The organism is Citrobacter sp. MGH 55 (assembly GCF_016906145.1).
Classification (GTDB): Bacteria; Pseudomonadota; Gammaproteobacteria; order Enterobacterales; family Enterobacteriaceae; genus Citrobacter_A; species Citrobacter_A amalonaticus.
On record NZ_CP070239.1, the window covers coordinates 4,737,668 to 4,759,373 of the forward strand.

Here is a 21,706-nt window from a genome sequence, read left to right on the forward strand (position 1 = left end):
ATATTTATTACAGCATGCGGCAATGATCGGACCAATATTTTCAAAGGCTGACGGAGAGATAATCTCCACATGCGCGCAGTCCTGGCGATACACATCCAGTGCCGCGATCCACGGCGCCCAACTACGCTCCGGACTTACGCCTTCCGGCAGGGTGCGCTCAGCAACAAACAGCGTCGCGCGCCCATCAAAGGGAACGCTGTGCGCGCTGGTCAGTAAGCGAACCGCATCAGCGTAGTTCCCTTCAATAGTGCTAAACAATTCGTCAGAGGCGTTCCCCTGCTGCGCGGCCAGAAAGGCTTCCCGCTCGCGATCAATCTCCGCCAGCACTTCCGGATCGAGTCCATTGGCCTCTTTTTCTGACCAGTTTTGCGTTTCCGGCGGCCAGGTATCCAGCAGGCCGAGGAAGGCGACGGTTTCCCCCCGCATCCGCAGACGTGCGGCAATGCCGTGCGCCAGCGTGCCACCGAGAGAATAGCCCAACAGGTAATACGGGCCATGCGGTTGTTGTTCAAGGAGCGTCGCCAGATGGTGTTCGCAGACCGCGTCCAGATCGGCTGCCGTCTGCATCGGCCCTTGCGGACGCGGCGACTGAATACCGGTAATGGCCCATTGCGGACTGAGATAGCGCGACAGTACGCTAAACTGCCAGGCAAACCCTGATGCCGGATGGAAACAAAATAGCGTTGGGCCGTCGCTTTTGCGTAACGGCAGCAGCGTTTCAAACCCCAGACGCTGTGCCTCTGCGTCATCGTCTGTATCCAGCAGCGCCGCCAGTTGCGCGACCGTCGAGGCCACCATGACCTGCCCCGGCGTCACCTGACGGGAGAAAGTGCGACTCAATTGCGCCGCCAGCTTCATGGCCAGTAGCGAATGGCCGCCCAGCGCAAAGAAATCGGCCTCAACGTCATTGACGTCACAACCCAGCAGCTCACTGAATGCCTTCGCCACCGTTGTTTCACTGCCTGGCTGCGGGGCTCTTCCTTTGGTTCGCGACGTTAATTCCGGCATCGGTAGTGCTTTACGATCCAGCTTACCGTTGGCGCTGAGCGGCAGTTGCGCCAGTTGCAACAGCACCACTGGCACCATATGCGGCGGGAGTTTTTCCCGTAGCTGTGCCCGGAGCGAGGGGATATCAAGCGGAAGCCCTGACTGCGAGACCAGATACCCCACCAACTGGCGGGCATCGCCCCCTGTTGCCGCCGCCTGATTAAAGACGCAGGCGTGAACCACCGCCTGTTCAACATCAGGCAATGCCTGCATCACACGATCGATCTCGCCCAGTTCGATACGCTGACCGCGGATCTTGAGCTGATCGTCACTGCGTCCCAGATACTCAACAGCACCATTATCCAGCCAGCGCGCAACGTCTCCGGTACGGTACATCCGCTCTCCCGGCGCAAATGGATCGGCGATAAAGCGACTTGCCGTGAGGTCCGGTCGGCCAAGATAGCCCTGCGCGAGCTGGATGCCGGTCAGATAGAGATCGCCCGCCACGCCAACAGGAACCGGATGCATCATCGCGTCGAGGATCCGCAACCCGGTATTCCATACCGGGAAACCAATCGGTACGCTGCTGCCAGTAACGTTTGCCAGTTCATCCCCCCAGGCCGGATACCAGCTCACATCAACTGCCGCCTCCGTTGGACCATACAAATTATGTAACGGTACATGCGTCAGCCGTGCCCATTCGCGGCATAAATCAGCAGGTAAGGCTTCTCCGCTGCAAAAGACATGCTGTAACGTTGCGCAGCTTTCACCGGCGCTCTCAGGCGTCAGCGACGCGACGAATGCCGCCAGCATCGACGGTACAAAATGGGTCGTCGTCACCCCGTAATGGGCAAAGAAGCGCTGCATGGCCAGCGGATCGCGATGCGCTTCCGGTTCCGCCATCACCAGCTTCGCCCCGGCGATAAACGGCCAGAAGAATTCCCACACCGAGACGTCAAAGCTGCACGGCGTTTTTTGCGCCACCACATCCTTCGCCGTCAGTCCATACTGGTTTTGCATCCACAGCAGACGGTTAACAATGGCGGTTTGCCCGACCATCACTCCTTTCGGTCTGCCCGTTGAACCAGAAGTAAAGATGATGTACGCCGTATGCTGCGGTTGCGATAACCCCAGCGGCGCGCTATCGCCTGCCGACAGCGGTTCGCTATAGCAGAGGCTTTCCAGCCCCGGAATATCGCTAAAGCGTGGTAACTGTTCCACTGTGGTGATCAACAGTTTCGGCTGCGCGTCTTCCAGCATCATTCGCAGACGATCGTCCGGATAACCGGTGTCTAATGGCAGCCATGCCGCACCGGCTTCAACAATTCCGTGCAGCGCCAGCGTCAGAAATACAGAGCGCGGTAACGCCACCGCAACGCTGTCGCCCGGCTGCACGCCGTGTTCACGCAGCACACCGGCGAGCGCCACCACCTGCTCGCGCATTTCGCGGTAGCTGAAATCATAGCGGGCATCCGCCAGCGCGGGCGCGTCCGGCGTTCTGCTCGCCTGTTCCGCCACCAGCGCACTGAGCGTCGTGGACGGGATCTCAACCGCCGTGGCGTTGATCTGCGCAATCTGCTGATATTCAGCTGGAAGCAGCAGATCGGCATCACCACAGCACAGGGCTGGGTTAGCGGCAAATTGTTCGATCAGCGCCATCAGACGCAGCGCATGCTGTTTGAGCGTTGCTTCATCATAACGTTGTTGGTTGGCGAGAAGCTCAATGCTCAGCCCGCCGCCTTCATCCGGGAACAGTGCCAGTTCAAGATCGTTAACCGGTCCCGTCGCCAGCGTATGAGTTTGCGCCGTGACGCCCGGGATCTCCAGTTGATAATCGAAGACTTTGACGTTAAGCACCGGGCCAAACAGCGGCTCTTCTCCGGCCGCCCGGCCACTGTCACGGACGATTTGCTCCGCATCATAGCGCTGATGACGGCGCATTTTCTTAAGCTGAGCGGACAGTCGTTTTGCCAGTTCTGGCAGTTTTTCTGCTGCATCAATACGCACGCCCAGCGGTAACACGTTGAGCACGGGGCCGGTGGCGGTCAGCGCCGCCGATCCCATGCGACGCATAAAGATAAAGCCTGCCGCGTATTCCATCCGGCTGCACAGCCGTCCCAGCCAGAGGGCCACCAGCGCCAGCGCCAGATCGGTTCGCTGCACGTCTGGCAGTTGCGCCGCCAGGTGGCGAAACGCGCCTTCCGGAGCGTTAAACTTCATGCGGTAAATGTCAGACGTCGCCGCCCGTCCCGGCAACGGTGCGGGTGAAAGCGACGCTGGCGGCGGAAGCTGTTTACGTTGCTCGGCCCAGAACGCACCGTCCCGTTGCCAGGCCTCACTCTGACGATACTGCTGATACTCTTCCACCACCCCGGCATACGGCGTGAAGGGTGAGTCAGGTGTCGCGTCACCCCGAAGCCATGCGCTGTAAATCGCAGCTATCTGGCGGGTAATTGCCGGGAAACTGAAACCATCGACCAGTAAATGATGATAGCGCTGATACCAGTACCACTGGTCGTCACCAACCTGGATCAACTGATGATGCACCAGCGGCTTGCCGCCATCGACGCGCAGATTTTGCTGCAGATCGGCCTGCATCAGCGCCAGCGCGGCGTCATGCGGGTTCGCCGCGGTGCGGAGATCGCAAATCTGCGGTTCAGCAAACGTAAAGGCGTCATCAACCCATTGCCAGACGTCGCCGTTATCCTCAGTAAAACGCATCCGTAAGGTATCGGCCTGCTGTAGACCGGTGACGACTGCACGCGCCAGTCGTTGCGCATCCAGTTCACCGGTTAACGCCACATAATGTGCGACGCTCCAGGCGGAAGGTAATGTGGAGAGTTTTTCGGCCATCCAGATGCCGGGCTGTGCGGCGACAAGCGGTAAACGACGGCTCATTGCGCCTCCTGCGAAACGGCATAATAACCGGGAATTAACGTGGTCCAGTGACGCGCCAGCCACTGCTGGCAGGCTTCCTGAGACTGCGGTTCGCATACCACCTGCCAGCCAGCAGGTAATGCGCAATGCTGCGGCCAGAGGCTAAACTGCTGCTGCGAATTTTGCAGAATGTAGAACTGTCCCTGCGGATTATCGAAGGGATTACTGAATTCCATACTCAACTCCTGTCGTGGAAAATCGCTCGCTCAGAGCAGCGGCGTCCAGAGGTCGATCAACCCCTGCGTCAGTCCGCCACGCCAGCAAAGCGCATCATGTCCGCCGTCAACCTGACGCCAGAAAACCGACTGCTGTGTCGTCTGTAGTTGTGTGTAGAGCGCCTGATTCGCGCGCAAGATAACCGGCTCGCGGACTCCCGCCTCGAGAACAATCCGTAGTCCCTTCGCGGACAGAGTGTCGGCGCGGAGTTGCTCAATAATCAGCCCGTTCTGTTGACCGCCACGATGGGGCCACCAGTAAGAACCGGACTGGCTGAGCACGCAGCCAAAGCGTTCCGGCCAGTGCAACCCGGCAAACAGCGATGACAACCCGCCAAAACTTTGCCCTGCAACGATCGTGCGCTCAGGACGATCGCTGAAGGGTGCGGCGCGCCGGACCTGCGGTAATAACTCGTGTTGAACCGCCAGCCAGAAATCCGCGTTGCAGGGAAGTTCACGGCTGCGATGTGTGGTATCGATGGCATCAATAAGCAGATACACCGCCGGTGGAAGTTGCCCCCGCTGAGTGAGTGAAGTGAGCGCAGGCCAGACGGGCATGCTCTGCGCCCAGAATTGCCCGTCGAGGAGAACCGCCAGGGGACGTTCATCCGGCTGCGCATCACCGGTCGTAAAGACCCATACCCGACGCGTATTACCCAGACGCGCGCTATTCCATTGCAGCACCACCGGCGACGACACTGGCGTTTGTGGGGAGTCCCAGCCCGGTTGCGCAGGGGCGTGCGGCATCTCAAGCGCAGACACGGCGTGCCCTCGTCCCCCTTTCCAGCTCAACGGATTAAGTGGATCGGCAATCGCCTGTGGCAACAGTTGCCGCCAGCCTTCGCGCAACGCCGCGCGATCCAACACGCCATCAGTCTTCAACGAGGCAAATGACTCCTCCTGCGTTGAGGGAATAAAGCAGTAGCTGCCGCGCCAGTTAGCGCTTAACACGGTCTGCCACTGCCAGACATCCGTTCCGGCAATACGCTGCATCGTCTGAGGAAAGACATTCTGGTGATGATCGGTAACGCCCGTGATGTATACCCAGACTCGCTGAATGGCCGAGTGAAATTCACTCCCCTGCGGATCGCGCCACCAGAAGGTCACCCGGTAATTTCCGTCTGCTTCACGCGTCCATTGCGGACCGTTTTTTGACTGCCACCAGGCCTCGCTGCCTACCGTTAACGCCGTCACCGTCATAACCTCATGTTTATTGTGATTTTTTTCATTGTTTTATGAAATATATTGATAATATTATTGATAACTATTTGCATTTGCAATAGCGTATTGACGCGCCGTGGGAAGCGCGAACAGTTTTTAACCAACCGCGCTGCGGGCTTTTCTGGAACGGAGGGTTTTCGCAGAGGCGGGCGACATCGGGCCGGATACCGATCTCAGGTGTCTGGTACACGTGGCTAAAGAAAAGCAGGAAAGACAATGAACAAGAAGATTCATTCCCTGGCCTTATTGGTCAACTTAGGGATTTACGGGGTAGCGCTGCCCGCAATGGCAGAAGAAACCGCTGATAGCACCGCCGTCTCTCATGAAGATACTATTGTGGTTACCGCCGCCCAGCAGAACTTGCAGGCGCCTGGCGTGTCGACTATCACCGCAGATGAAATTCGCAAAAACCCTCCCGCTCGCGACGTCTCTGAAATCATTCGTACCATGCCAGGCGTTAACCTGACCGGTAACTCGACCAGCGGCCAGCGCGGCAATAACCGTCAGATTGATATTCGTGGGATGGGACCAGAAAACACCCTGATCCTGATCGACGGTAAACCGGTGACCAGCCGTAACTCCGTGCGCCTCGGCTGGCGCGGTGAGCGCGATACCCGTGGCGATACGTCCTGGGTGCCGCCGGAGATGATCGAACGCATTGAAGTCCTGCGCGGGCCTGCGGCTGCACGTTACGGTAATGGTGCCGCCGGCGGCGTAGTAAATATCATCACCAAAAAAGGCAGCAACGAGTGGCACGGCTCCTGGAATACTTATTTCAACGCACCGGAACACAAAGAGGAAGGCGCAACCAAACGCACTAACTTTACCCTCAACGGTCCGCTGGGCGGGGATTTCAGCTTCCGCCTGTTCGGTAACCTGGATAAAACGCAGGCCGATGCGCGCAACATCAACCAGGGCCATCAGTCTGAACGTACCGGTACTTATGCCGACACGCTGCCAGCCGGTCGTGAAGGCGTTATCAACAAGGACGTTAACGGTGTGGTGCGTTGGGACTTCGCACCGATGCAGTCTATTGAACTGGAAGCCGGCTACAGCCGTCAGGGTAACCTGTATGCCGGGGACACGCAGAACACCAATACCAACCAGTTGGTGAAAGATAACTACGGCAAAGAGACTAACCGTCTCTACCGTCAGAACTACTCGCTGACCTGGAACGGCGGTTGGGATAACGGTGTCACCACCACCAACTGGGTGCAATACGAACATACGCGTAACTCCCGTACGCCGGAAGGTCTGGCGGGCGGTACGGAAGGGATCTTCGACCCGAAAGCGTCACAGAAATATGTTGATGCCGACCTGAACGACGTCACGTTGCACAGTGAAATCAGCATGCCGTTCGATTTGCTGGTTAACCAAAACCTGACGCTGGGCACTGAATGGACCCAGCAGCGCATGAAGGATATGCTCTCCAACTCGCAGACCTTTATGGGCGGGGATATTCCGGGCTCCAGCAGCACCGACCGCAGCCCTTATTCAAAAGCGGAAATTTTCTCGCTGTTCGCTGAGAACAACATGGAGCTGACTGACAGCACCATGCTGACGCCGGGCCTGCGTTTCGATCACCACAGCATCGTGGGCGACAACTGGAGCCCATCGCTGAACCTGTCACAGGGTCTGGGCGATGACTTCACCCTGAAGATGGGCATTGCGCGGGCGTATAAAGCGCCAAGCCTGTATCAGACCAACCCGAACTACATTTTGTACAGTAAAGGCCAGGGCTGCTATGCCACGGGTGCCGCGACCGGTATCGGCTGTTACATGATGGGTAACGACGATCTGAAAGCAGAAACCAGCATCAACAAAGAGATTGGCCTTGAGTTCAAACATGATGGCTGGCTGGCAGGGGTGACCTGGTTCCGCAACGATTATCGCAACAAGATCGAAGCCGGTACGGTACCGATGAGCCGTACGTCTATCACCAACAAAGGCAAAACCACCTACACCGATATCTATCAGTGGGAGAACGTACCTAAAGCGGTCGTGGAAGGGCTGGAAGGGACGCTGAACGTACCGGTTAGCGACACCGTTAACTGGACCAACAACATCACTTACATGCTGCAGAGTAAAAACAAAGAGACCGGCGAACGCCTGTCGATTATTCCGGAGTACACGCTGAACTCAACGCTGAGCTGGCAGGTACATCAGGATGTTTCTCTGCAATCCACCTTTACCTGGTACGGCAAACAGGAGCCGAAGAAATACGATTATCAGGGCAAACCGGTGACCGGTTCAGATAAACAGTCTGTCAGCCCCTACAGCATTGTGGGTCTGAGCGCGACCTGGGACGTGACCAAAAATGTCAGCCTGACCGGCGGCGTGGATAACGTCTTCGACAAACGTTTGTGGCGTGAAGGTAATGCGCAAACGACCGGTAGCACGACCGATGTCTCTTATATGCGTGGCGCAGGTGCGTACACTTATAACGAACCGGGTCGTACGTGGTACATGAGCGTTAACACCCACTTCTGATGCCCACTCCCCTCCTCCGTGCGGAGGAGGGGTTTCGGTTTTAATGACACGATGCAGACAACGCACTCCTCTCTCATTCTGGCTCACCACACCTTGCATGGTGTGACGTTTGAACCAGACACCTTCCACGAACACGATCTGCTGTGGCTGCCTCATCATGCGCAACTGGCACGTGCCGGACGTAAACGTAAAGCCGAACACCTGGCCGGTCGTATTGCCGCCGTTCAGGCGCTACGTGAATGGGGTCATAAAAACGTGCCGGGAATGGGTGAACAACGACAACCGTTATGGCCGGAAGGTCTGTCTGGCAGCATCAGCCACTGCGCCACCACCGCGCTGGCGGTAGTTTCCTACCAGCCAGTGGGAGTTGATATAGAAGCGATATTCACAGCGCAAACGGCGGCTGAGCTGGCAGGCAGTATCGTCACAGAAGCAGAAAAAGTTCGGCTGGCAGGGAGCGGATTACCCTTTGAACAGGCGCTCACGCTGGCATTTTCCGCCAAAGAGAGCGCCTTTAAGGCAACCCCAAAACGCTCGCAGGCAGGCTGCGGATTCATGCACTATCACATTCTCGACGTTCAGCATGACCAGATGAGGTTACAGGCCATCGACCAGATCTGGCATGTGCAGTGGCTCGTAAAAAATAACCATGTCATTACCGTGGCAACGGGTTAACCCTCACAGCATTTCCCGGGCCTGGGCCGCAATCGACTGGGCATCGAAACCGTGGTGCTGGCGCATCCAGTTGCGATCTGCTGCCGCAGCGTATTCACCATCCGGAATCCCTAAGCGCTTCAGAACCGCCCCCGTGCCGCCTTCCGCCAGGACTTCCGCCACCAGGCTTCCCAGTCCACCGTTGATATTATGTTCTTCAACGGTAATCACCGCTTTACAGTCTTTTACTGCCGCTAACAAGGCTTTGGTATCACACGGACGAATGGACGGTACACTCACCACCGTCGCCTGAATACCGGAGTCGGCTAACAGCGCGGCCGCATCAACAATTTCGTGGACCGTAGAGCCCGTCGCCACCAGCGCCAACGCGTCGCCTTCACGTAACGTCACCACGGCACCCGACACAAACTGATAGCTCTCGTCATACAGTTCCGGGAGCGCCTTTCCGTCCATACGAATATACACCGGCCCCTGATGGCCAATGGCATAGTCGATAATCTGCCGACATTCTCGTGGTGAAGAGGGGGCGAAAATCTGAATATTGCCAAATCCGCGCATAATAGCGATGTCGTCGATCGCGTGGTGCGTACTCGCCAGCGGACCATAGCTGGCCCCCGCGTTCAGACCAAACAACTTCACGTTGGTATTGTTGTAGCAAACGTCAACTTTGATTTGCTCATTAGCGCGAGAAATCAGGAAAGGCGCCGCGTTACAGGTGACCGCAACCTTGCCGCCGAGCGCAAGCCCTGCCGCTGTCCCGACCATACTTTGTTCGGCAATCCCCACGTTGACCAGTCTGTCCGGGAACTGCTTAATGAAGGGGCCAATTTTCGCGGTGGAGGTTGAGTCAGCCACAACCGGCACCAGATCAACACCCTTTTCCACCGCATCGATAAACGCCTGAACCATGACGTTCGCGAGATGTTCTGCATTACTCATCTTTCAACTCCTCCAGCGCCAGTTCAATCTCTTCGCCTTTCGGCACCCGGTGGTGCCACTCAGGACGCCCCTGGATAAACGAAATACCCGCGCCTTTTATGGTATTGGCAATCACCACATTAGGTTTCCCTTCCTGTTTCAGTCCTTCCAGCGTACTGACGACCGACGCCATATCATTTCCCTGACATTCGGTTACCTGCATGCCGAAGGCACGCCATTTATCCGCGAGCGGATCGGTATTCATGATTTCACGCGTGGGTCCGGCCAACTGGAGATTATTCTTGTCATTAATGATCACCAGGTTATCGAGTCCATAATGCGCTGCCGCGAGCGCAGCCTCCCAGTTGCTGCCTTCCGCCAGTTCACCATCGCCGGTAATTAAAAAGATGCGGCGTGCACTGTTGCTTTTCTTCGCGGCCAGCGCCAGTCCCACCGCAACAGGCAAACCGTGGCCCAGCGCGCCGGTGTTCAGTTCAATACCCGGCGTTTTCTGCCGTACCGGATGACCCGGAAGATGAGAGTTGGCGTGCTGGTAGGTGCTCAGCCAGTCAACAGGGAAAAAACCGGCCTCAGCCAGAACACAGTAGTAGCAACCTACCGCATGACCTTTGGACTGGATGTAAATGTCCCGTTCCGCATCGTCGATACGATCCGGCGCGACATTCAAAATTCGGAAATAGAGCGCGGTGAGCAATTCAACCTGGGACAGGTCCGCACCGGTATGCCCTCCTGCAGGGCTGTAGGCGTTTAATTTAACGATGTGACGGCGCACCGCTCGCGCTGTGCGCTCAAGAGTCTGGATATCATAGTGCCAGGGATTCATTTAACACCTCTGAATTTATTTTCAATATGGAATATTTATTCCATCGGGGACTAAAAAAACCAGAAATCCCTTTGCTTCGCATCACACGGCTTACGCCACGGCATCTTACTCAGGAACATTCTGCCTCCTCACCGCGACCACATTGACGTCGGGAACAATCAGTTGACCTGAAATCATCATGAATATATATTCATAAATGATTCTTTATTCAATTATGCAACCACATTTTCGTATTTGTCCATCCCTGTTTTTGAGGATTGGCTAAAGTTAGAGCTTTATCACACTTACCTGCCTTTTGTTTTCGCGTATGATAAAACTCTCTAAAATAATGGCTGTACGTAAATGATTTTCGGGGAAATATATGGCTAAGCAGGACGAACAACGGCTATTGGTTAAAATCGCCACCCTTTACTATCTTGAAGGACGCAAACAGTCCGATATTGCTCAACTTCTCTCGCTTTCTCAGTCGTTTATCTCCCGAGCCATCACCCGCTGTCAGAAAGAAGGGGTGGTAAAAATCAGCGTCGTACAGCCCTCAAATATCTTTCTGAACCTTGAGAAAGGGATCGAAGATCGTTACGGACTCAAACAGGCAATCGTGGTGGATACCGAAGACGATGCTACGGACCACAGCATCAAACGCGCCATTGGTTCCGCCGCCGCCCACTATCTTGAAACCCGCCTGCGGCCCAAAGATCTGGTGGGCGTTTCCTCATGGAGTTCAACCATCCGGGCGATGGTTGACGAAGTGCATACCCAGAATCTGAAAGCGGGTGGCGTGATCCAACTCCTCGGCGGCGTCGGGCCAAACGGCAATGTGCAGGCGACTATTTTAACCCAGACGCTGGCGCAACATCTTAACTGCGAGGCCTGGCTGCTCCCTTCACAAAGCATTGAGGGATCGGTTGAGGAGAAAAATCGGCTGATTGCCAGCAAGGATGTCGCCGAGGTGATCTCGCGTTTCGATAATGTCGATATCGCCATTGTGGGGGTGGGGATTCTGGAACCATCCCAGTTGCTTAAGACGTCGGGTAACTACTACCACGAAGATATGCTCCAGGTATTGGCCGATCGCGGTGCCGTGGGAGATATCTGCCTGCACTACTACGACAAAAACGGTGAGCCGGTCTTACAGGATGATGAAGATCCGGTCATTGGCATGGCGCTCGAGAAAGTCAAAAAATGCCCCAACGTCGTGGCGCTGGCGGGGGGAACGGACAAAGTTGCCGCCATCAAAGGGGCGCTTAACGGCGGTTATATCGACGTGTTGATCACGGATTATCCTACCGCGCGCATGCTAGTCACAGCCTGAACTCTCTCCCTCTTCGGTCTTTGCGTAAAACGAACTCAACGCAAAGACCGTGTAAAAACCCCTATATTTCAATAAACTGAAAGGATTCACCTCTGCGTTAATTTCGTACAAACCTGATATTCTTCCCGTTGTGTAAGTGTGATTCCCAGCACAATTGATGATTTTTTCTATAGCCCAACTGAAAGATTCTGGCTAAGGTATTAAATAAATAGTCAGCATCGAATATATATTCAAGACATTAAAAATACACGATGTCACAAACAAGCCTGATTAAGTAAAGACGCGACAGCAAGGGAGTCCCTCTTCCCTTCAACGCCGGGACGCAATGTGACTCAGGAGATAATCAATCTATGTGTGCAGCAACGAAAGAGTTCATCATTGCGCTGGATGAAGGGACTACCAACGCGAAAGCCGTAGCACTGGACGCACAGGGTCAGGTGGTCGCCAAATTTTCTCAACCGCTGGCCATTCAGACGCCGCGTGAAGGTTGGGTTGAGCAATCCGGCGAGGTATTGATTGATGCCTCACTCGATGTGATTGCGAAAGCGATCAACCATGTTGGCGCCGATAACGTCGCGGCTCTGGCAATCAGTAATCAGCGTGAAACCGCCATTGGCTGGTATCGCCAGACGGGAAAACCACTGAATTCCGCCATCACCTGGCAGTGCACGCGCAGTGCGGCGTACTGTGAAGAACTACGCCACGCCAACAAAGAACACCTGATCAAAACAACGACTGGCCTGCCGATTGCACCGCTTTTTTCCGCCTCTAAAATGCGCTGGCTGCTGGAGTCGGTAGCCGATGGCCCGCGGCTCGCGGCCCAGGGGAAAATCTGTCTGGGAACCATCGACAGTTGGCTGCTGTGGAATTTAACCGGCGGCGAGGCTTTCTGCTGCGACTACTCTAACGCGGCCCGCACCCAGTTGCTCAATCTGCACACCGGGCAGTGGGATGACACCATGCTGGAACTGTTCCACATCCCCCGCGCCGCCTTACCGGAAATTAAACCCTCCAGTGGATTATTTGGCTATACCCGCGGCCTGAACGGTATTGCGGATGGTATCCCGGTGATGTCGATGGTTGGTGACTCGCACGCCGCGCTGTTTGGTCACGCCCTCGGCGAGATGGGGTGTGTCAAAGCCACTTACGGCACCGGGTCCTCCGTGATGGCACCGGTGACCTCAGCCCAGTGCGATAGTGGCGCGCTGGCGACCACCATTGCCTGGCACGATGGTGAGAAGATTATTTACGGCCTGGAAGGCAACATTCCACACACGGGCGATGCGGTGGCGTGGATGGCTGATAGTACCGGGCTGAGCGAACTGTCTGACGCCGAACTGGCTCATGAACTGAATACGCTTCCCGCTTCCGTTGAGTCCACCCTGGGCGTGTACTTTGTCCCGGCATTAACCGGGCTCGGCGCCCCCTGGTGGGATGACAGCGCGCGCGGCGTGATCTGCGGGCTGAGTCGCGGCGTTAAGCGTGCCCATCTGATCCGCGCCGCCCTGGAGTCGATTACCTATCAAATCGCCGATGTCGTGGTCGCCATGCAACAGCATGAGGACTTTAGCGTGTCGGCACTGATGGTCGACGGCGGCCCGACAAAGAATGACTGGTTAATGCAATACCAGGCAGACCTGCTGGGCTGTCCGGTGATGCGCAGCGATGTGCCTGAGTTGTCGGCTATTGGCGCCGCGTTACTGGCACGCAAAGCGCTCCATCCCGGCTCGCTCACTGATTTAAAAGCCTTTTTAACCGTACACAGCGCATTTCAGCCCGACATGGCTCGCCATCATCGCCTGCAAAAAAGATGGCAGGAGTGGCGCAATGCGGTGAACAGAACACGATGGAAACCGGCCCCGTCCGCCTGACGCCTCACCAGGGAAGATGCGTGACACCCCTATTCATTAACAGAAGGAGAACCCCGGACCATTAGCCCTGTTTTACAAGAATTCATGCTTTACGTTGTTTCACCGTACCCGACAATAACAACACAGAGAGAACATTGTCATGAAATTACGTTTAACGCTGTTAACCGCTGCAACCCTGACTGCTTTGTCTTTTTCTGCCCATGCGGCAGAAAAAGGGACAATTATGATTATGGTGAATTCACTGGATAATCCGTATTACGCGTCAGAAGCCAAAGGCGCCAGTGAAAAAGCCCAGGAGTTAGGCTACAAAACCACCATTTTGTCGCACAGCGAAGATGTCAAAAAACAGAATGAATTGATTGATACCGCTATCGGCAAAAAAGTTCAGGGCATCATTCTGGATAATGCGGATTCAACGGCCAGCGTCGCCGCCATTGAAAAAGCGAAGAAAGCCGGTATTCCCGTCATATTAATTAACCGCGAAATTCCCGTAGATGATGTGGCGCTGGTGCAAATTACCCATAATAACTTCCAGGCAGGTTCTGAAGTTGCCAACGTTTTTGTTGAGAAAATGGGGGAAAAAGGGAAATACGCTGAGCTGACTTGTAACCTCGCCGATAATAACTGCGTTACCCGTTCTAAATCTTTCCACCAGGTGATTGACCAGTTCCCGGACATGGTCAGCGTCGCCAGACAAGATGCTAAAGGGACGCTTATCGACGGTAAGCGAATTATGGACAGTATTCTGCAAGCCCACCCGGATGTGAAAGGCGTCATCTGCGGTAACGGTCCTGTTGCGCTGGGTGCTATCGCCGCGTTGAAAGCCGCAAACCGCAATGACGTTGTGGTCGTCGGTATCGATGGTAGCAACGATGAACGCGATGCGGTGAAAGCCGGTACCTTACAGGCGACTGTCATGCTGCAGGCACAGGCGATCGCCGCACAGGGCGTGACCGATCTGGATAACTACCTGCAAAAAGGCGTGAAACCAGAGAAACAACGCGTCATGTTCCGCGGCATTCTCATCACCAAAGATAACGCAGATAAAGTACAGGATTTCAATATCAAGTCCTGATCTCGGGTAGTTGCGCCTCTGCGGAGGCGCAGAGGAGAACATTATGTCTAAAAAAGCCTGGCTGGCGCTGGTGGTATTGACCGTGGGCGGATGCCGCATTGTCTCGCAGCAGGAGCTTGCGGATCTGAAATCTCCGCCAAATCCCCATATGGCCAATATAGACCAGACGTGGCAAAACAAAATTGTGCCGCAAATTGTTGGGCAGGCTCGTCCGGTGGCAGATTTAATAGCTGCTTTACAGGCCGAGAAAGACTTCGATAGTGCCTGTAAAAAACTGGGCTATCGTTCTCAGGAAGAGAACCCCTGCATCTTTTACGTAAAGGTTGAAGGCAATATTGGCACGATCGATACCGCTTCCCGGAGTGGAAAAATGACCATCGCGGACAAAAGCGGCAGCAATATTATTGTTCAGATTGGTCCAACATTACGCGGTACGCAATTACGTGATGCTTATAAGGGCGCGACTTACGGCGATTTTAACGACCAGGTGTTATTTGGCGAGTATGGTCGTGCGATTAACGACCAGGCGATAAAAATGATTCAGACGGCCCAACTTAAAACCGGCGAATCGGCGCAAGTGTACGGTGTATTTTCCGCCTGGGATATTCCTCAGACGGTCCCTGATATTACGCCCGCAAAAATTGAACCTGCAGGAGGACAATAACATGCAACAGCAAGATATCGTCACTCCCCAACCCGTCGAATCGGAAGTCATTATCGAAACCCGCAGCCTGTCGCGTGTCTATCCTGGCGTGGTGGCATTAGATAACGTCAATTATCGGGTATATCGGAATAAAGTGAATGTTCTGATCGGAGAAAATGGTGCGGGTAAATCCACCATGATGAAAATGCTTGCTGGTGTCGAAACTCCATCCTCCGGTGAAATTTTTCTGGATGGTACACCTGTTTCTATGAATTCGACGCATCAGGCTGAAAAATTGGGTATCAGTATTATTTTTCAGGAGTTGAATTTATTCCCGAATATGAATGTCATGGATAATATTTTCATGGCTAACGAGTTTTTTCAGAAAGGGAAAATTAACGAAAAATACCAGTACGCGTTGGCACAAAGCCTTCTAAAGCGACTGGAACTGGATGTTGATCCATACACACCCTTAGAAGAACTGGGGATCGGCCACCAGCAACTGGTCGAGATTGCCCGCGCGCTCTCAAAAGATACGCGCGTCTTAATCATGGATGAACCCACCTCTGCGCTGAGTCAGTCTGAAGTCAAAATCCTGTTCAACGTGATTGAGCAACTCAAACGACGCGGCGTCACCATTATCTATATTTCCCATCGGCTGGAAGAGCTCATGGAAATTGGCGACTACATCACTATTTTCCGCGACGGTCGCTTTATCAGCGAGCGTCCGGTCAGTGATGCCAGCATTCCGTGGATCATCGAACAGATGGTGGGCGATAAGAAAAAACACTTCGATTATCAACCGGCTCCACAAGGCAATACGGTTCTCGACGTGCGGGGGCTGACCGCGCTTCACTCCAGCGGCGGCTATAAGCTCAATGACGTGTCGTTTAGCCTGAATAAAGGCGAGGTGATTGGGATCTACGGTCTGCTGGGTGCCGGACGCACCGAGTTGTTCAAAGGACTGGTGGGTCTGATGCCCTGCCAGAGCGGTAGCATTCAACTCAACGGTGAGTGTATCGATAAAGCCCACTTTCAGTCTCGACTTAAGAAAGGGCTTGCGCTGGTGCCGGAAGATAGACAGGGCGAAGGCGTCGTTCAGATGATGTCGATTCAATCCAATATGACGCTCTCTGACCTCAGCCTGCAGGGTTTTCGTCGGGCCTGGAAATGGCTGAATCCGCATAAAGAGCAGACCAGCGTGAAGGAGATGATTCAGCAACTTGCCATCAAAGTCAGCGATCCTGCATTGCCCATCACCTCACTCAGCGGTGGAAACCAGCAAAAAGTGGTACTGGGTAAAGCATTGATGACACAGCCGCAGGTGGTGTTCCTCGATGAACCGACCCGCGGCATCGACGTAGGGGCGAAAACCGACGTGTATCACCTTATCGGCAAAATGGCGCAACAGGGGCTGGCAGTGATGTTTTCTTCATCAGAGCTGGACGAAGTGATGGCGCTGGCGGACCGTATTCTGGTGATGGCTGATGGCCGGATCACCGCTGATGTCCCCCGTCATGCAGTCACCCGCGAGAAGTTGATCGCGGCTTCTACACCGCAAGATTAATCAGGCTGGAATCCATCATGAACCAGAAATATATGATTTACATGTACCTGCTGAAGGCCAGAACGTTTATCGCGCTGCTGCTGGTCATCGCATTCTTCAGCGTGATGGTACCGAATTTCCTGACCACATCTAACCTGCTGATTATGACCCAGCACGTTGCGATTACCGGCTTACTGGCAATTGGAATGACGCTGGTGATCCTCACCGGGGGCATTGATCTGTCGGTCGGCGCCGTTGCAGGCATCTGCGGCATGGTGGCGGGAGCATTACTCACCAATGGCTTGCCCATCTGGGGCGGTAACATCATCTTCTTCAACGTAGCGGAAGTGATCCTCTGTGTCGCCATCTTCGGCGTTCTCGTCGGGTTCGTAAATGGCGCCGTCATCACCCGCTTTGGTGTGGCTCCTTTCATTTGTACTCTCGGCATGATGTACGTTGCCAGGGGATCTGCCCTGCTGTTTAACGACGGTAGCACCTACCCCAACCTTAACGGTATGGAAGCGCTGGGAAATACCGGTTTTGCTACGCTGGGTTCCGGCACGCTGCTCGGGATTTACCTGCCAATCTGGCTAATGATTGCCTTCCTGGTATTGGGCTACTGGATCACCACCAAAACCCCGCTTGGCCGCTATATCTACGCGATCGGCGGTAACGAATCCGCAGCGCGTCTGGCCGGTGTGCCGATCGTCAAAGCGAAAATTTTCGTGTACGCCTTCTCCGGATTGTGCGCTGCCTTTGTTGGGTTGATTGTCGCGTCTCAGCTACAAACAGCGCACCCGATGACCGGCAACATGTTTGAGATGGACGCCATCGGCGCCACCGTCCTGGGCGGAACCGCGCTCGCTGGCGGTCGCGGACGGGTATCCGGTTCTATCATCGGGGCCTTCGTCATCGTCTTTCTGGCCGATGGCATGGTGATGATGGGCGTCAGCGATTTCTGGCAAATGGTCATTAAAGGTGTCGTTATCGTCACCGCCGTGGTTGTCGACCAGTTCCAGCAAAAGCTACAGAACAAAGTCATTCTGATGCGTCGCCATGAAGAAAAACAGACGACAGCACCCTCAGCGAATACCGTATCCAGTTAAGTAGCATCACTCCGCCGGGCATCACCTGTCCGGCTTATACAGGGGAAAGAAATATGCAACGTGATTTTCATGGTAAGACGGTCGTCATCACCGGGGCATGCCGGGGAATTGGCGCAGGTATCGCCGAACGTTTCGCCCGGGACGGCGCAAACCTGGTGATGGTCTCCAACGCGGAGCGCGTTCACGAAACGGCAGAGCAACTGCGCCAGCGCTACCAGGCTGATATTTTATCTTTGCAGGTTGATGTCACTAACGAAGAGCAGGTACAGGTGCTGTATGAGCAAGCCGCTGCGCGCTTTGGCACGATTGACGTCTCCATCCAGAACGCTGGTGTGATCACCATCGATTACTTTGACCGGATGCCAAAAGCTGATTTTGAAAAAACCCTTGCCGTCAATACCACGGGGGTGTGGCTCTGCTGCCGGGAAGCGGCGAAATATATGGTGAAACAGAACCATGGCTGTCTGATTAACACCTCTTCCGGTCAGGGACGTCAGGGCTTCATTTACACCCCGCACTATGCCGCCAGCAAAATGGGGGTGATTGGTATCACGCAGAGCCTGGCGCATGAACTGGCCCCGTGGAACATTACCGTTAACGCCTTCTGTCCAGGGATCATCGAAAGCGAAATGTGGGATTACAACGACCGCGTATGGGGCGAGATCCTCAGTACCGATGAAAAACGCTATGGCAAAGGTGAACTGATGGCGGAGTGGGTTAAGGGCATCCCCATGAAACGCGCCGGTAAACCCGAGGACGTCGCCGGACTGGTCGCCTTCCTGGCCTCTGACGATGCGCGCTATCTTACCGGACAAACCATCAATATTGATGGTGGCCTGATTATGTCGTAATACCCGCCAGGGTATTGATGAAGAGAGTTATCACTATGATCGCAAAAGATTTTGCTCAACAACTGTTTAACCTGCAAGGACGCGTCGCTTTCGTCACGGGCGCAGGTAGCGGCATCGGTCAGACCATTGCCTGGGCGCTGGCCAGCGCGGGTGCACGGGTCGTCTGTTTTGATCTGCGTGAAGACGGCGGATTGAAAGAGACCGCTAATCATATCGACGCGATGGGGGGGCAGTCGGCACTCTATACGGGAGATGTTCGTCAGCTTAGCGACCTTCGCGCCGCCGTTGCCCTGACCAAAGAACGGTTTGGTCGTCTGGATATCGCGGTGAACGCTGCCGGTATTGCCAACGCCAACCCGGCCCTGGAAATGGAAAGCGAACAGTGGCAGCGCGTTATCGACATCAACCTCACGGGCGTCTGGAACTCCTGTAAAGCGGAAGCGGAACTGATGCTCGAATCCGGCGGCGGATCTATCATCAACATCGCCTCCATGTCCGGGATCATCGTCAACCGAGGCCTTGAACAGGCGCATTACAATAGTTCTAAAGCGGGGGTTATTCACCTCTCGAAGAGCCTGGCAATGGAATGGATTGAAAAAGGCATTCGTGTGAACTCCATCAGCCCGGGATACACCGCCACGCCGATGAACACCCGTCCTGAGATGGTTCATCAGACACGTGAATTTGAAAGTCAGACACCAATACAGCGCATGGCAAAAGTGGAGGAGATGGCAGGTCCGGCGCTGTTCCTCGCCAGCGATGCGGCATCATTCTGTACTGGCGTCGATCTCGTTGTGGATGGCGGATTTATCTGCTGGTAGACAGATAATCGCCCGCAGCCAGGACAGACTGCGGGCGAGGCGATTAAGCGGGTGCCGTCTCATCCAGACCTGACTCGCGGATATGCGGGGATAACTCCCCGCATAACGGCAACTTCTTCGTTTAGCTCGTCCTACATGCCCGGGAACAACACGCCATTTCCTGGCGCTTCGCGATCGAGATGAATGAAGTTCAGATGACGTTCGTACTGGTCGAGGATATCGGTAATCACCTGCTCTTTGCTGTAGTCCATCAGGTCATTGCCCTGACTGCCTTCCAGCAGGAAGGTCTCCAGTCGGTAATAGGTCGATTTCCCGCTGCGCGCACGGTAGGTGAAACCAGGCACGGCATACTGCTGAGGCCAGATCTGATAGATAAAGTTACGTTCATCGCCCATATGCACCAGCAGGTCGAGGTGACCAAGATTGTCCCCTTCTTCTGGTGGCATACTTTGCAATTCCACCCTCGCGCCACGCAACCGCAGTTCCTGAGCAACCTCTTCCATCGCCGGATAACAGACTGTTTTCATCATCTCGCGGGTGTAGCGTGTGCCGGGATAGTTCATCAGCCGCGAGAGGCGTTTTTTCCAGCTCAGTCGATCCTGCGTTCCCATGGGTCGCGGCGCGGTATGGCGGCTGGCGCTCTCGCGGCGATAATCTTCAACCTTGAGCGATTTATACAACCCGGCCATCACAAAGAAAATCACAAAGCTGAACGGCAGGCCCATGATCACCGTCGTGTTCTGCAGGGCTGAAATTCCGTTCGTCATCAGCATTCCCAGGGTCAGCAGCCCGATGGCCACCGACCAGAAGATACGGATCCAGTTTGGCGCATCGCTGTTGATATCCTTCAGCTTCGAGGTGAAGTTTCCCAGCACCAGCGCGCCGGAATCGGCTGACGTCACATAAAACAGCAGACCGGTGATGGTAGCGACGGAAGCGCTAAACGTGAATGCCGGATATTGTGCCAGCAGGCTATAGAATCCGCGCTCCGGATGCACCATCGCTTCCTGGGCAAAGCCCGCATCGCCGTGGATAATTTCATACAACGCGCTGTTGCCGAACACCGACAGCCACAGCAGAGTAAAGGTGAACGGAATAATCAACGTACCGAAGACAAACTGACGGATGGTACGCCCACGTGAGATCCGCGCGAGGAACAGACCGACAAACGGCGACCATGCCACCCACCACGCCCAGAAAAATAGCGTCCAGTTATTCATCCACTCAACCGGGCGATCAAACGCAAAGCTGTTGAGCGTCATCCCCATAAAGCGATTCACATAGTCGCCCACATTGAGCACCAGCGCGTTGAGCAGGAACGAGGTGTCGCCCATAAACAGCACAAACAGGATCAGCCCCAACGCCAGCAGAACATTAAGCTCTGAAAGTACGCGGATGCCCTTATCCACCCCGGAAGTGACCGAAATCGTGGCGATCACCACCGACAAGACAATCAGCGCTGCTTTCGCCGCCATCGAATCCGGGATATCAAACAACACGCTCAGACCGTAGTTGAGCTGAACCACACCAATACCCAGCGTCGTGGCGATACCAAAAATAGTTCCGATGACAGCGGCGATATCGACACTATGCCCAATCGGTCCGTTGATGCGTTTACCGAAGATCGGATACAGCGCAGAACGGATGGTCAGCGGCAGGTTATAGCGATAGCTAAAGTAACCCAGCGCCATGCCCATCAGGGCATACATCGACCAGCCGGTCAGGCCGTAGTGGAACAACGTCCAGACCATCGACTGGCGCGCCGCTTCAATGGTCTGCCCTGCCCCTTCGGGTGGCTGCATATATTGCGTCACCGGCTCCGCCACAGAGAAGAACATCAGGTCGATACCAATCCCGGCAGCAAAGAGCATGGCCGCCCAACTGAGCAGGCTGAACTCCGGTTTCGACTGCTCCGGGCCGAGCTTTACCGAGCCAAAACGCGAACAGGCAATGAAAACAACAAAGACGATGTACAGCGTGGCCGCCAGCAGGTAGTACCAGCCAAAGGTTTTCGAGACCCAGTTCAGGGTCCGGCCAATCCAGACGGCGGAGAAATCACTAAAAAAGAGGGTGGTCAGGGAAAACAACAAAATCAGCCCGGCGGAGGTGTAAAACACCACCGGATTGATTTTGTCCTTTTCTCTGCTCTGCGGAAGGTCTGACATCAATTATCCTCACTTTTCTTGTAACTATT

General features: G+C 54.9%; 15 protein-coding genes and 1 pseudogene. 10 read left to right on the forward strand and 6 right to left on the reverse strand.

The features are described from left to right. The 3 genes and pseudogenes from entF to fes form a co-directional block, all read right to left on the reverse strand. On the reverse strand, positions 1-3,885 hold a 3,885-nt coding region (gene entF / locus JTI98_RS19810; RefSeq protein ID WP_216081705.1), incomplete at its 3' end, for an enterobactin non-ribosomal peptide synthetase EntF. Beyond that, positions 3,882-4,100 carry an MbtH family NRPS accessory protein gene (locus JTI98_RS19815; RefSeq protein WP_043001467.1) on the reverse strand — a complete coding sequence of 73 codons (219 nt, stop codon included), beginning with the start codon at positions 4,098-4,100 and terminating at the stop codon, positions 3,882-3,884. The genes JTI98_RS19815 and entF, both read right to left, overlap by 4 nt. Positions 4,101-4,130: 30 nt before the next feature. Then, positions 4,131-5,342, reverse strand: a pseudogene (gene fes, locus JTI98_RS19820) (enterochelin esterase); the annotation flags it as partial. 234 nt (positions 5,343-5,576) lie between these two features. Here fes and JTI98_RS19825 point away from each other — a divergent pair. Together JTI98_RS19825 and entD are read left to right on the forward strand one after the other, a co-directional pair. Further along, a complete protein-coding gene (locus tag JTI98_RS19825) occupies positions 5,577-7,850 on the forward strand; it encodes a TonB-dependent siderophore receptor (RefSeq protein ID WP_216081707.1) in 2,274 nt (757 codons plus the stop codon). 51 nt (positions 7,851-7,901) lie between these two features. Next, complete coding sequence (gene entD, locus JTI98_RS19830) at positions 7,902-8,525, forward strand: enterobactin synthase subunit EntD (protein WP_216081708.1); 624 nt, start codon at positions 7,902-7,904, stop codon at positions 8,523-8,525. Positions 8,526-8,528: 3 nt separating this feature from the next. Here entD and JTI98_RS19835 read toward each other — a convergent pair whose 3' ends face one another. Further along, positions 8,529-9,464, reverse strand: coding sequence for a transketolase family protein (locus tag JTI98_RS19835; protein ID WP_216081709.1), 936 nt, complete (start codon positions 9,462-9,464; stop codon positions 8,529-8,531). Next, a complete protein-coding gene (locus JTI98_RS19840) occupies positions 9,457-10,287 on the reverse strand; it encodes a transketolase (RefSeq protein ID WP_043001471.1) in 831 nt (276 codons plus the stop codon). The genes JTI98_RS19835 and JTI98_RS19840 overlap by 8 nt, the downstream gene beginning before the upstream one ends. A gap of 361 nt (positions 10,288-10,648) precedes the next feature. Between JTI98_RS19840 and JTI98_RS19845 the strand changes: the two genes are divergently transcribed. From JTI98_RS19845 to JTI98_RS19880, 8 genes are all read left to right on the forward strand, one after another. Further along, on the forward strand, positions 10,649-11,599 hold the full coding sequence (locus JTI98_RS19845) for a sugar-binding transcriptional regulator (protein WP_043001472.1): 951 nt from the start codon (positions 10,649-10,651) through the stop codon (positions 11,597-11,599). A 350-nt stretch (positions 11,600-11,949) separates the two neighbouring features. After that, positions 11,950-13,470, forward strand: coding sequence for a glycerol kinase GlpK (locus JTI98_RS19850; protein ID WP_058587768.1), 1,521 nt, complete (start codon positions 11,950-11,952; stop codon positions 13,468-13,470). 139 nt (positions 13,471-13,609) lie between these two features. After that, on the forward strand, positions 13,610-14,545 hold the full coding sequence (locus JTI98_RS19855) for a D-ribose ABC transporter substrate-binding protein (RefSeq protein ID WP_043001474.1): 936 nt from the start codon (positions 13,610-13,612) through the stop codon (positions 14,543-14,545). Between the two features lie 43 nt (positions 14,546-14,588). Further along, entirely contained in the window at positions 14,589-15,209 is a 621-nt protein-coding gene (locus tag JTI98_RS19860) for a DUF2291 family protein (RefSeq protein WP_216081710.1), read from the forward strand. 1 nt (position 15,210) lies between these two features. Beyond that, on the forward strand, positions 15,211-16,755 hold the full coding sequence (locus JTI98_RS19865) for a sugar ABC transporter ATP-binding protein (protein WP_043001476.1): 1,545 nt from the start codon (positions 15,211-15,213) through the stop codon (positions 16,753-16,755). Between the two features lie 17 nt (positions 16,756-16,772). Beyond that, the gene (locus JTI98_RS19870; RefSeq protein ID WP_044256655.1) at positions 16,773-17,840 is read left to right on the forward strand and encodes an ABC transporter permease; all 1,068 of its coding nucleotides are present in this window, start codon (positions 16,773-16,775) and stop codon (positions 17,838-17,840) included. Positions 17,841-17,893: 53 nt separating this feature from the next. Next, the gene (locus tag JTI98_RS19875; RefSeq protein ID WP_216081711.1) at positions 17,894-18,691 is read left to right on the forward strand and encodes an SDR family oxidoreductase; all 798 of its coding nucleotides are present in this window, start codon (positions 17,894-17,896) and stop codon (positions 18,689-18,691) included. Between the two features lie 35 nt (positions 18,692-18,726). Then, entirely contained in the window at positions 18,727-19,512 is a 786-nt protein-coding gene (locus JTI98_RS19880; protein ID WP_044266441.1) for an SDR family oxidoreductase, read from the forward strand. Between the two features lie 131 nt (positions 19,513-19,643). Here JTI98_RS19880 and JTI98_RS19885 read toward each other — a convergent pair whose 3' ends face one another. Beyond that, entirely contained in the window at positions 19,644-21,677 is a 2,034-nt protein-coding gene (locus JTI98_RS19885; RefSeq protein WP_044326854.1) for a choline transporter, read from the reverse strand. Between the last annotated feature and the right edge of the window lie 29 nt (positions 21,678-21,706).

Coding starts and splice junctions, on each gene's coding strand:
- JTI98_RS19815 (WP_043001467.1), bottom strand. CDS start 4,100: ATGGAATTCAGTAATCCCTTCGATAATCCGCAGGGACAGTTCTACATT.
- JTI98_RS19825 (WP_216081707.1), top strand. CDS start 5,577: ATGAACAAGAAGATTCATTCCCTGGCCTTATTGGTCAACTTAGGGATT.
- entD (WP_216081708.1), top strand. CDS start 7,902: ATGCAGACAACGCACTCCTCTCTCATTCTGGCTCACCACACCTTGCAT.
- JTI98_RS19835 (WP_216081709.1), bottom strand. CDS start 9,464: ATGAGTAATGCAGAACATCTCGCGAACGTCATGGTTCAGGCGTTTATC.
- JTI98_RS19840 (WP_043001471.1), bottom strand. CDS start 10,287: ATGAATCCCTGGCACTATGATATCCAGACTCTTGAGCGCACAGCGCGA.
- JTI98_RS19845 (WP_043001472.1), top strand. CDS start 10,649: ATGGCTAAGCAGGACGAACAACGGCTATTGGTTAAAATCGCCACCCTT.
- JTI98_RS19850 (WP_058587768.1), top strand. CDS start 11,950: ATGTGTGCAGCAACGAAAGAGTTCATCATTGCGCTGGATGAAGGGACT.
- JTI98_RS19855 (WP_043001474.1), top strand. CDS start 13,610: ATGAAATTACGTTTAACGCTGTTAACCGCTGCAACCCTGACTGCTTTG.
- JTI98_RS19860 (WP_216081710.1), top strand. CDS start 14,589: ATGTCTAAAAAAGCCTGGCTGGCGCTGGTGGTATTGACCGTGGGCGGA.
- JTI98_RS19865 (WP_043001476.1), top strand. CDS start 15,211: ATGCAACAGCAAGATATCGTCACTCCCCAACCCGTCGAATCGGAAGTC.
- JTI98_RS19870 (WP_044256655.1), top strand. CDS start 16,773: ATGAACCAGAAATATATGATTTACATGTACCTGCTGAAGGCCAGAACG.
- JTI98_RS19875 (WP_216081711.1), top strand. CDS start 17,894: ATGCAACGTGATTTTCATGGTAAGACGGTCGTCATCACCGGGGCATGC.
- JTI98_RS19880 (WP_044266441.1), top strand. CDS start 18,727: ATGATCGCAAAAGATTTTGCTCAACAACTGTTTAACCTGCAAGGACGC.
- JTI98_RS19885 (WP_044326854.1), bottom strand. CDS start 21,677: ATGTCAGACCTTCCGCAGAGCAGAGAAAAGGACAAAATCAATCCGGTG.